Origin of the sequence: Burkholderia sp. BCC0397, assembly GCF_902832865.1 — a bacterium.
Lineage (GTDB): Bacteria > Pseudomonadota > Gammaproteobacteria > Burkholderiales > Burkholderiaceae > Burkholderia.
The window spans coordinates 90929-102554 of the sequence record NZ_CADFDL010000010.1; the positions used below are offsets into that span (position 1 = coordinate 90929).

General features: G+C 68.3%; 7 protein-coding genes. All 7 read right to left on the bottom strand.

All coding sequences use genetic code 11. The features are described from left to right. Positions 1–75: 75 nt before the first annotated feature. Positions 76–2655, bottom strand: coding sequence for an EAL domain-containing protein (locus tag HWX03_RS26410; RefSeq protein ID WP_175873343.1), 2580 nt, complete (start codon positions 2653–2655; stop codon positions 76–78). Between the two features lie 57 nt (positions 2656–2712). Beyond that, positions 2713–6396, bottom strand: coding sequence for a hybrid sensor histidine kinase/response regulator (locus HWX03_RS26415; RefSeq protein WP_175873251.1), 3684 nt, complete (start codon positions 6394–6396; stop codon positions 2713–2715). 47 nt (positions 6397–6443) lie between these two features. Next, positions 6444–7679, bottom strand: coding sequence for an ABC transporter substrate-binding protein (locus tag HWX03_RS26420; protein WP_175873252.1), 1236 nt, complete (start codon positions 7677–7679; stop codon positions 6444–6446). 336 nt (positions 7680–8015) lie between these two features. Then, entirely contained in the window at positions 8016–8453 is a 438-nt protein-coding gene (locus tag HWX03_RS26425) for a hypothetical protein (RefSeq protein ID WP_175873253.1), read from the bottom strand. 191 nt (positions 8454–8644) lie between these two features. Beyond that, positions 8645–9568, bottom strand: coding sequence for an ABC transporter permease (locus HWX03_RS26430; RefSeq protein ID WP_175819811.1), 924 nt, complete (start codon positions 9566–9568; stop codon positions 8645–8647). After that, entirely contained in the window at positions 9568–10440 is an 873-nt protein-coding gene (locus HWX03_RS26435; protein WP_175873254.1) for a sugar ABC transporter permease, read from the bottom strand. Before HWX03_RS26435 ends, HWX03_RS26430 begins: the two co-directional genes overlap by 1 nt. Positions 10441–10489: 49 nt before the next feature. After that, complete coding sequence (locus tag HWX03_RS26440; RefSeq protein ID WP_175873255.1) at positions 10490–11578, bottom strand: ABC transporter ATP-binding protein; 1089 nt, start codon at positions 11576–11578, stop codon at positions 10490–10492. Positions 11579–11626 lie beyond the last annotated feature (48 nt).

Here is an 11626-nt window from a genome sequence, read left to right on the forward strand (position 1 = left end):
ATCGCTCCGGTCGTCCCCCTTTTCGTCGTCATTTCGCGCCGGCGGCCCGCGGCCCCGCAGCGACGCCGGCGCCGTTCAAGGCCGATCGTGCGGTTCCGCCACGTCGGGAGACCGCAGCGGAGACGGATGAATGCCGAGGCGGCCCACGCCGAGGTCTGCCCGGCTCAGCGACGTGTGCTCGAACCGCTGGAACGACTCGGCAATGTGCTTGCGCAGCAGCGCGACGTCCCATGGCTTGATCAGCAGCTTCTGGACGGATCCGTTGCCGGCCGCGTCGGCGATCGACGTCCCTTCGCCGTAGCCCGACAGCAGGATGCGCACGATGTCCGGGTACAGCGCCTTCACACGCTGCAGCAGGTCGATGCCCGACACGCTCGGCATCCGGAAGTCCGACACGATCACGCCGACGCGATGCTGGGCGAGCAGGTCCAGCGCTTCGTCGGGATCGGTGGTGGCGAGTATCTCGTAGCCGTCGCGGCCGAGCGCCTGCCGGAGCATCTGCAGGACCGCGCGGTCGTCGTCCACCAGCAGCAGCGTCCGGTGCAGCAGCTCGCGCTGCCGGCAGTGCTCGGGAAGCTCCGAGCCGGCGGACAACATGTCGGCGATCTCCTCGCCGGTGACCGGATGGCTGAAGTAGTAGCCCTGCATCGAATGGCAGTGATGCCGGTTCAGGAACGACAACTGCGCTTCCGTCTCCACGCCCTCGGCCACCGTCTCCATGTGCAACGACTCCGCCATCGCGATGATCGAGCGCGTCAACGACGCGCCTTCCGCGCTGGTGGTGACGTCGCTGAGGAACGACCGGTCGATCTTGACGACGTCGATCGGCAAGTCCTTCAGGTACGACAGGCTCGAATAGCCGGTGCCGAAGTCGTCCAGCGACAGCACGACGCCGAGCGCCTTCAGCTCGCGCAGCGTGTGCGCGATCGCGTTGCAGTCCTGCATCAGCACGCTTTCGGTCAGTTCGAGTTCGAGCGAGTCCGGCGCGAGACCGGTTTCCTCGAGCGTCGTGCGCACCATGTCGGCCACGTCCTGCTGCCGGAACTGGCGCGCCGACAGGTTGACGGCGATCCGGATCGGCGGATGCCCTTCCCGCCGCCACGCAACGGCCTGTGCGCACGCGGTGCGCAATACCCACTCCCCGATCGGCAGAATCAGCCCGCTTTCTTCGGCGATCGGGATGAAGCGGTCGGGCGGAACAATGCCGATCCCCGGACGTCGCCAGCGAATCAGCGCCTCGACGCCGCTGATCTGGCCGGTCTTGAGATCGACCTTCGGCTGGTAGTACAGCTCGAGCTCGCCGTTCGCGACGGCCTGATGCAGCGCGGTTTCGATGACGGCCTGCTCTTCCACGCGCGCACCCAGTTCGCGTGTATAGAAACTGTAGCAATTGCGCCCGCGCTCCTTCGCGCAATACAGCGCGGCATCGGCCGTCTTCAGCAGCGTCTCCGCGTCCGTGCCGTCGGTCGGGCAGAGGCTGACGCCGACGCTGGTCGTCACGTGCAGGTCGTGGCCGTCGAGCACGAACGGTGCGATGAAGGTGTCCAGGATCTTGCGGGCGATCGCGTCCGCGTCCGACGCCGTCGCCAGGTTGACCAGCATCACGACGAACTCGTCGCCGCCGAGCCGCGCGACCGTGTCGCCGTCGCGCACCGAGCTCTTCAGACGCGCGGCGACGACCCGCAGCAGTCCGTCGCCGACCGAGTGGCCGAAGCTGTCGTTGACGTGCTTGAAGCGGTCGAGGTCGAGCACCATCACCGCGATCAGCTGCCCGGTGCGGCGCGCCTGCGACATCGCCTGCTCCATCCGGTCGCTGAGCAGATTGCGGTTCGGCAGGCCGGTCAGCGCGTCGTGATTGGCCAGGTATTCGATGCGGCCCTGCTGCATCTTGCGTTCGGTGATGTCCTGGACGATGCCGCGCAGGATGATCGCGTGATTCGGATCGCGACCGGATTCCGCCTGGTGCAGCACGCAGCGCTCGGTGCCGTCCGCATGGATCAGCCGATGCTCGAGCGAGAACGCGACGCCTTCGGTGCGCAGGCTCGTGTACGACTGCACGAGCAGCGGCTGTTCGTCGGGCGGCACGGCCTGCACGAGGCGCTCGAAGGTCGGCGGCGTGCGGGCGGCGTCGAGCCCGAGAATCCGGTACAGCTCCGGCGACCAGTAGCCGTCCGTCCGCCCGGCCTGATATTCCCAGTTGCCGAGGTGCGCGAGCGCCTGCGCATGGGTGAGGCTGACCTCGGTGGTCGCCAGCTTTTCGACCGCCGCGGCGGCGCGCAGCAGATAGCGGATCCGGTAGCCGAGCAGCTTCCACCGCATGGGCTTGGACACGAAGTCGGTCGCGCCGGCGTCGAACGCACTGGCGATCGATGCGTCGTCGTCGTTGCCCGTGAGCATGACGATCGGCACGCGGCGCCCTTCGGGCATGGCGCGCAGCGTGCGGCAACAGTCGAATCCGTCGCCGCCCGGCATCTCGACGTCGAGCAGCACGACGGCGGGACGATGACGCAGGAACGCGTCGATGCCGTCCTGCGGCCCGGTCGCTTCCTCGACGCGGAACCCTTCGGGTTCGAGGGTCTCCACGACCAGCATGCGCGTCATCACGTCGTCATCGATGATCAGAATCGCCGGCACATCGGCCTGTTCCTGGTTCACGACCGTCCTCCTGTTCATGCCGCGTCGCGATCGCCATGGCGATCGGCCGGCCTCCGTTCAACTGTCGACGCGCTCCGCCATCAGCGCGGCGTGCGCTTGCCCGAATTCCGCGTCCGTGCCGGCGACCAGTTCCACCGCCGCGTTCACGTCGGCGGCGCGCGCCAGCCGCTCGATCTCGCGGCAACGCGCCGACAGCAGGTGCGCGCCGACGTTCGCGCTGCTCGATTTCAGCGTGTGGGCGGCCAGCTTCAGCGCATCGGCGTCGCCCGCGTCGACCGCCGCATGCATGTCGCGGATCAGCCGCGGCGCATCCGCCGTGAATTGATCGATGATGCGCGTCAGGACATCCGGGCGGCCCGGCCGCTGAAGCGCGCGCAATGCATCGAGCGCCTTGTGGTCGATCACGCTTGCGTCGTCGTCCGGATCGGGGGCGGCGCCCCCGCCCGCTTCCGGACTCGTTTCGATGCCGGCGCCGGTCACGGCCGCATCGCTTTCGGTGGCCGGCGCGCATGCCGCGCCGCCGACATGGCGCGCGAGCGTCCGCAGCAGCGCATCGCGGCGGAACGGCTTGCCGAGATAGTCGTCCATGCCGGCGGCCAGGCAGCGCTCCCGGTCGCCGCTGAGCGCGTTGGCCGTCAACGCGATGACCGGCATGCGCGGCGCACCGGCTTCGGCTTCGCGACGGCGCAACTGCCGGGTCGCCTCGAAGCCGTCGAGCCTCGGCATCTGGCAGTCCATCAGAACGACGTCGAATACGTCGTCCGCCAGCCGGTTCAGGGCCTGCTCGCCGTCGTCGGCCACGGCGACCTGATAAGCGGTGTCCTCCAGCATCGCGAGTGCGATCTGCTGATTCACGACGTTGTCCTCCACCAGCAGCACGCGCGCCGGGATCGCGTCGAGCGGCCGGCCCGCGCCGGCGTCGTCGGACACCGGCTCGGCCGACGTCAGCCGCGGCGGCATCACGTGCATCGCCGACGCGATGGCCATATAGAGGTTGACCCCATGGAGCGGCTTCGTCAGCCGGGCGGCGATGTCGAGTTCGCGCGCGATCAGGACGCTGTCCATCATCTCGAACGCGGTCAGCGTGATGATCCTGAGCGCACGCAGCGACGGATCGTGGCGGATGTGCTGCACGAGCGAGATGCCGTCCATGCCCGGCATCCGCACGTCGACGATCGCGAGATCGAACGGTGCGCCGTCGGCGACCGCCGAGCGCAACTGCGACAGCGCGTCGTCACCGCCGATCGCCGTGGCGACGCACAGCTGCCATTCGATCGCATGTTCGAGCAGCACGCTGCGATCGGTTTCGCTGTCGTCCACGATCAGCACCTTCAGGCCGGCGAGCGACGGCCTTGCCGCCGATGCGACGCCGACCTCGCCGGACGCCGGCTCGAACGGGGTCGTCACGGTAAACACCGAGCCCTTGCCGGGCGTCGATTCGAGCGTGAGCGCACCGCCCATCATCTCGGCCAACTGGCGGGAAATCACGAGGCCGAGCCCGGTTCCGCCGTATTTGCGCGCGACCGAGTTGTCGGCCTGCTGGAACGGCCGGAACAACTGCGCGGCCACCTCGGGCGCGATGCCGATACCGCTGTCGGCGATCGAGAACACGAGACGGCCGTCGTCCGCATACGATGCAGTGAGCGCGACGTGCCCGTGCTCGGTGAACTTGATCGCATTGCCGAGCAGATTCATGAGCACCTGGCGCAACCGCACCGGGTCGCCGCGCATCCATTCCGGAACGGTGTCGCCGCGCTGGTACACGAGCGCAAGCGCCTTGCGTTGTGCGTTGGGCTCCAGCAGCGCGACGACATCGTCGAGCAATTGATGCAGGTTGAAATCGATGCGTTCCAGCGTCAGCTTGCCGGCCTCGATCTTCGAGAAATCGAGAATGTCGTCGATCAGGACGAGCAGCGTCTGACCGGATCGGTACACGGTGTCGACGAACTTGCGCTGCTTCGACGTCAGCCGCGTGCGCTGCAGCAGTTCGGTCATGCCGAGCACGCCGTTCATCGGCGTGCGGATCTCGTGGCTCATTCGCGCGAGAAACTCCGATTTCGCCGAATTCGCGGCTTCGGCCGTGGCGATCGCCGCCTGCAAATCGACGTCGCGGCGCTCGATTTCGTCGAGCATCATGTTGAAGCCGGCGATCAGCGCCGCGACTTCGTCGCTGCCTTTGTGCGCCATGCGCAGCGACAGGTCGTTGCCGCTGCGGATGCGCGCCATCGTGCGCGTCAGGTTCGACAGCGGGCGGGAGATCGACGTGCCGAGCCGATGACTGATCACCAGGCCGCCGATCGCGAGCAAGAACGATACCCCTACGATCATCAGGAACGCGGTCGCCACGGCCCGGTAGACGTCCGATACGATGCCGCGCTGCTGAAGGTCGACGCGCACGGCCTCCTGTTCGGTGTAGGCCGCGAGGCGATTGGCCGTCGTGTCGACGTCCGCGACGATGCGCTGCATGGCCACGTCGTTGGACAGCATGTCGGACTTCACCGCGAGGATGCGGCGCGCGGAGCCGGCCAGCTCCGTGGTCAGCGCAACGACATCCTGTGCGCGCTTCGCGTTGCCCGGGCCGTCTGCGGCGAGCGCATCGCGCAGCGCGCCGGCGGACGCGGTCAGCGTGCCGACGTTCGTGCGCAGCTCGTCGTCGGCGCGCTTCAGGCGCTCCACGCTGTCGCTTTGCGCGACCATGCGCAGGTCGAACGCCAACGCGTTGATGCCGCCGTTCACCACCGCCGACAGCGACGCGATCCGCGCGGCGCGGCGCCGGAATTCGATCGCTTCGTCGAGGCGCTGTCGCGCCTTGACGATCTGCAGCGCGAACGGGTCCGCGATCTCCGCGAGCTTCGCGTCCAGCGCATCGAGCGACTGCAGCGCCTTGTCCTCTTTCGTGCGGTAGCGGGTCGCGACGGACGGCTCCGCGAACATGGTGCCGCGCAGCGCGACGAGGCCGTCGTGGTCGTCGAGGAGGTCGGCCGTCACGCGCCCGAGCAAACTCGTCACGCCCTGCGCGGTGGCGGCATCGAGGCTCGGCACCGCGATCGCGAGCGCATGGCGTGCGCCGTCGATGGACGCCTGCATGCGCTCGCGCAGCGGCGCGAGCCGGTATCGGTTCGGCGCGACGTCGACGCGGCCGGCGACGGTGATGATGTCCTTGACGTTCGTGCGCACCTGGTCGAGCGCATGAATCGTCCGGTTGTACGCGGTGTTGGCCGCGAGCGCGTCGCTCACCGCGGCATCGGCATCGTCGTCCAGCCGCGCGGTTTCCTTGCCGATCTCGGTCAGCAGCGTGGCGCCCCGCGCCTGCACGCGCTCGATCAGCCCGCGTTCGGCGGCGAGTTGCGCATCGCCCCGCAGCCGCTTGTCGACGCCTTCGTTCATCGACCCGAGCATCGTCCGCAGGTCGGCGGACGGTTCGTCGATGCCGTGCCGGTCGATCGCGCGCACGGCGGCCGTGATACCCGTGATCCGCTGCAATTGCGTATCGATCTCCGCCGACGACTGCTGCCGTTCCGTTGCATCCTGCGCCCGCTCGAGCCGGTTGAAATCCACGGCCAGTTCCGCGTACGCGCGCTGGAGTTCGTTACTGCGCACCTGCAAGGGCAGCGATTCGGTCGTCAGCGTGCGCACGCCGGACGCAATGCCGTGCACCGCGATCAGGCTGGTCGCGGAAATCGCCACTGCGCCCAGCAGCATCAGGCTGGTGCTGGTGACGAGCTTCGCCTTGATGTCCATGCAGCCCTCCAGGACCGGGATGGCCTCGCGCGCGGCCATCCGGCCGGTTATCTGGCCGACGCGTCCAGCGGCGTGACGCGGCCGTGTGCGATTTCGGTGAGGAACACGTCGTTCAGCGCCTGGTGATCGTCGACGCCCAGGGTCACCACCAGGCCGCCCAGGTCGAGATCCCGGATCGATTCGAGCGCCTGCTTCAGCGTGGCCCGCGTCGGTGCCGGGCCCGCGCGTTCCAGCCCGATCAGCGCGAGCTTCGCGTCGAGGCAACCCTCGATGTGCACCACGCCGACGTGCTCGTCCGGAAAGCGCTGCGCGATCAGCCGCGCGCAGTCCCGGACAACCGGGCGCTCGTTCTGCGGCAGCGGCACGACCTGCGAGATCAGCGTGCCGTTCCCTTCGTCGCCGAGCAGGCGCAACAGATCGTCGGCGCCGACGAACGACACCGCCGCGAGCCGCGCCGTGAGGCCTTCGCGGTGCGCCGCGCGAATGAAGGCGGCGACCGGCGTATACGGGCCGACCATGATGACGACGTCCGGCCGAGCGTCGAGTACGGCCGCGAGGCCCGTGTCGACCGCCGTCGTGCCGCGGCGGAACGTGCCCGTGGCGACGACCGCCAGGCCGTGGCGCTGCAGCGCGAGCTGCGTGCCCGCCAGCACCGCGAGCCCGAAGCCGTCGTCCTGATAGAACACCGCGAAGCGCCTGGCATGGTCGTGCGCGATCAGATGGTCGACCAGCGCGCGCGTTTCGTCTTCATAGCTCGCCCGGATGTTGAAGACTTCCGGAATCACCGGCCTGCGCAGCGCCATCGCGCCGCTGAACGTGCCGACGAGCGGAATGCCGACGTCCCGGATGATCGGCAGCACCGCGGTGCTCGTCGGCGTGCCGACATAGCCGAACAGCGCAAGGACGTTGCGCCGCTCGATCATGTCCAGCGTGTTGTCCACCGTCCGGTCGGGTTCGTAGCGATCGTCGGCGACGACGAGCTCGATCTTCCTGCCGTGCACGCCGCCATGTGCGTTCGCGTCGTCGAAGACGGCTTGTGCGCCGATCATCAGCCCGTGTCCGAGGCCGGCGGAATTGCCCGACTGCGCGTTGACCATGCCCAGGCGGATGGTGTCGTCGGTCACGCCCGGTTCTGCCGCGAAACCGGTGCCGCGGCCGGTCAGCGCGACGCAGCACGCGATCAGCGCCAGCGTCCGCCTGAAGCCGGGACGGACGAGCGCGGGCGATCCATTCGACGACCCGATACCCGAACACATCCGTGCGACAGACTCGCTCTCGTCCATGCTGGGCTCCCCTTCGGCACCCGGTCATCTTGATCTGATGGTGCGCCCCGCCGCATGTCGCACCGCTGCTGGGGTACGTGTCGATTAGTCATATATATAGTTTGCATCCCTTGCGACTGCAAGCCGGAGGAGCGGATGGACGCCGTTTGTCGGGAGGGTCGCGGATGTTGCACTGCTGCGGCGGAACGCAGCGACGCAGAATTGCGTTTTCCGGAATTTCGATTCGCTTTTCAATGCGTCGATTCGTTGCGGAAATCGGCTCATACGAGCCGGGACGCGCGCGGGGGCGCGCGTAGCCGGGGCGGCTGTGTCCTCAACGATAGGGACTGCGATCGATTACTGCGGCGCCGATGCCCCGCTGGCCGCGTTGCCGGGCCATGCCTTGCCGATCTTGTCGATCAGCGACTTGGCGGCGCCGGTCGCGATGGCGGCGTCGACGCCCGACGTCTGCCACGCGCCGTCGGCGGCCTGCACGAAGGTCAGGTTCGCGCGCGACGGCGCGTAATCGGCATTGCGCCACGTGACCACCACGTCGCATGCGTACGTGCGTTCGCCGACCTTCCTGCAATCGCCGTCGAGCTTCGCCGAGATCACGTCGGCCGATACGGGCAGCGGCTGGCCGAACAGCGCGTTCAGGCCGCCGTGGTTTTCCGCTTCGAGCGCGCGGCGCACGGCGGCGTCGACGTCGCTCGATCCGGGACCGTCGTGGAAGAGATTGCAGGCGGCCAGCAGCGTGGCGGCACAGCCGAGCGTCAGCAGCGTGGGAAACTTCATGTCTATCCGTGAATCGGGTGAACGTCGGGCGGCAGGCGGCGATGCCTGAGAATGCATCGCCGAGCCGGTACGCCGCGTAGTCTGCAACGTCCGCGCGCCGTTCGCGGTATCCATTTGTAACCAATTGCACGGATGCATACGGAACGACGGGCGGCACGCTGCCCCGCCGCCGTTCGCACCGACCGCCGCGTTTACTGCCGTTCCTGCTTCACGCGGCTGACGAGTTGGGTCGGACTGACGAACTGCAGCGCGATCACGACCCACACAAGGGTGATGGCCATGTAGATCATCGCCATCGCGTCGATCGACTGCGGCGCGCGCACGCCGGTCGAGAACACCGCGTAATACAGCGCGACGACGAGCGTCTGCGTGCTCGGGCCCGCGGTGAAGAACGTCAGCTCGAACAGCCCGATCGTGCGCACCAGCACAAGCAGCCCCGCCGCGAGCATGCCGGGCACCAGCAGCGGCAGCAGCACGTAGCGGAAATAGCGCCACGTGTTCGCACCGAAGATGCGCGCGGCGGCTTCCAGGTTCGGATCGATCTGCTCGACGAACGGCGTCATGACGAGGATCACGAACGGCAGCGCCGGCACGAGGTTCGCGAGGATCACGCCCGGCAGCGTGCCCGCGAGCCCGATCTTGTACATGACCGTCGCCATCGGAATCCCGTACGTGACGGGCGGCACCATCAGCGGCAGCAGGAACACCAGCAGCGCGAAGCGCTTGCCGCGAAACTGCACGCGCGCGAGCGCATACGCGGCCGGCACGCCGAGCGCGATCGACAGCAGCACGACCGCGCCGACGACCTCGACGGTCACCCACAGCACGCTCGCGAGCTGGAAGTCTTCCCACGCCTTCGCATACCAGTGCAGCGTGAAGCCCTGCGGCAACGGCGTGCCGAACCAGCGCGTCGCGACCGAGTTCACCGCGACGGTCGCGATCAGCAGCATCACGTTCAGCAGGAAGAACGCCATCAGCCCCCAGACGAGCGCCTTCCACGCGCGGCCGGCGAGGTGGCTTCTCATCGGGTGCGGTTTCCCCGTGTCAACGGGCCGCGCATCGGGCGCGTCGTGCTTCGGCGGCCACGTGCGAGCGGCATGATTGTCGGTCGCCATCAGCCCTTGCCTCCCGTCACCGCGCCCGTATAGAAGAAGCGGCGCGCGCCGAGCATCGACGCGACCACCAGCAACTGCACGAAGCTCATCACGATCGCGATCGCCGACGCGAGCGAATAGTCGTAGCTCTCGAACGCGGCTTCGGCCGCCGCGATCGAGATCACGCGCGTCGGGCCGGCCGGCGCGCCGAGCAGCACGGCCGACGGGAACACCGAGAACGCCTGCACGAACGACAGGCACGCGGCCATCGTGAGCCCCGGCACGAGCAGCGGCAGGTAGATCTGGCGAAACTGCTGCCACGGGTTCGCGCCGAGCGTCGCAGCGGCACGCGCGAGCGTCGGGTCGATGCCGCTGATGTACGACAGCATCAGCAGGAACGCGAACGGAAACCCCGACACGATCAGCGACAGCAGCACGCCCCAGTAGTTGTGCGTGAGGCGCACTTCGTCGGTGTACAGGTGCAGCCCCTGCAGCGCCTGCGGGAACCAGCCGTTCGGCCCGAAATACGTGAGCATCCCGTCGGCGACGAGCACCGTGCCGAGCGTGACGGGAATCACGAGCAGCGTCGTGACGAACTTCTGGTACGGCGAGTTGCGGCGCAGTGCGAACGCGACGGGCACCGCGATGCCGACGTTGAGCAGCGTCGCCGGCACCGCGAGCTTCAGCGTGACGAGCACGGTCGGCCACATCGCGGTGTCGGTGAAGAACTGCACGTAGTTCGCGAGCGCGCCGCCGCCGTTCATCGGCTGGAACGACAGCACGAGGCCGTACGCGAACGGATAGATGAACAGCGCGGCGATGAACGCGAGCGCCGGCGTGACGAGCCAGGCTTTCGCGTCGCGCGGTGCGCGGCCGGTCGCAAGCGTGCTCATGCGGCCTCCGGGCGAGACGCCGCCGCGCATGCCGCCTGGCGCAGCCCGTTCATGGCACGTCTCCCGCATAGACCAGCGTGCGCGCCGGCGCCACGCGCAGCCGCAGCGGTTCACCTTCCGTGAACTCGCCGGCCACGCGGGCCCAGATCGCGCCGAACGGCGTGATCGCGCGGATCAGCGAGTCGCGGCCGCCGTACTCGACGGTCTCGACGGTCTCGACGGTCGCGTCGAACGCATTGTCGGCGCCTTCTTCCGCGCGCTCGATGTCGTCGGGGCGCAGCGCGACCACGACCTCCTTCGCGTCGAAGCCGGCCATCGGCACGCCCGCGAGGCGCACGCCGCCCGACGCGACGTTCACGTAATCGCCGGCCATCCCTTCGAGCGTAAACGACAGCACGTTGCGATAGCCCATGAAGCGCGCGACATGCAGGTTGTGCGGGCGCGTGTAGACATCCTTCGGCGACGCGACCTGCTGCACGACGCCCTCCTTCATCACGACGATGCGGTCGGCCATCGACAGCGCCTCGTCCTGGTCGTGCGTCACGTAGATCGTCGCGCGTTCGAGCTGCGTGTGGATGCGGCGGATCTCGGCGCGCATCTCGATGCGCAGTTTCGTGTCGAGGTTCGACAGCGGCTCGTCCATCAGCACGAGCGGCGGCTCGATCACGATCGCGCGCGCGATCGCGACGCGCTGCTGCTGCCCGCCCGACAGTTGCCCGGGAAGCTTGCCTTCGTGGCCGACGAGCTGCACGAGCTCAAGGGCCTGCTGCACGCGCCGCCGCGTTTCCTGCTTCGGCACGCCGCGCATCTTGAGGCCGAAGCCGACGTTGTCGAGCACCGACATGTGCGGAAACAGCGCGTAGTTCTGGAACACCATCCCGAAGCCGCGACGCTCGGGCGGCAGCACGTCGATGCGCGTGTCGTCGAGCCAGATGCCGCCGCGCGTGAGCGGCTGCAACCCGGCGATGCAGTTCAGCGCGGTCGATTTGCCGCAGCCGGACGGGCCGAGCAGCGCGATGAATTCGCCGCGCCGGATCTCGAGGTCGAGCCCGTTCAGCGCGGCGACCTGCGCGCCTTGCGCATTGGTGAAACTGCGGCACACGCCGTCGAGCCGCAACCGTTCGAAACTGTGCTTCATTCCACGAACTCCGTCGACGCGGGCGCCGCGGCGCCCGCCGGTTCAGGC

Excerpts from the sequence above, each read along its gene's own strand:
- HWX03_RS26430 (WP_175819811.1), bottom strand. The coding sequence starts at position 9,568 with ATGGCGACCGACAATCATGCCGCTCGCACGTGGCCGCCGAAGCACGAC.
- HWX03_RS26415 (WP_175873251.1), bottom strand. The coding sequence starts at position 6,396 with ATGGACATCAAGGCGAAGCTCGTCACCAGCACCAGCCTGATGCTGCTG.
- HWX03_RS26440 (WP_175873255.1), bottom strand. The coding sequence starts at position 11,578 with ATGAAGCACAGTTTCGAACGGTTGCGGCTCGACGGCGTGTGCCGCAGT.
- HWX03_RS26435 (WP_175873254.1), bottom strand. The coding sequence starts at position 10,440 with ATGAGCACGCTTGCGACCGGCCGCGCACCGCGCGACGCGAAAGCCTGG.
- HWX03_RS26425 (WP_175873253.1), bottom strand. The coding sequence starts at position 8,453 with ATGAAGTTTCCCACGCTGCTGACGCTCGGCTGTGCCGCCACGCTGCTG.
- HWX03_RS26420 (WP_175873252.1), bottom strand. The coding sequence starts at position 7,679 with ATGGACGAGAGCGAGTCTGTCGCACGGATGTGTTCGGGTATCGGGTCG.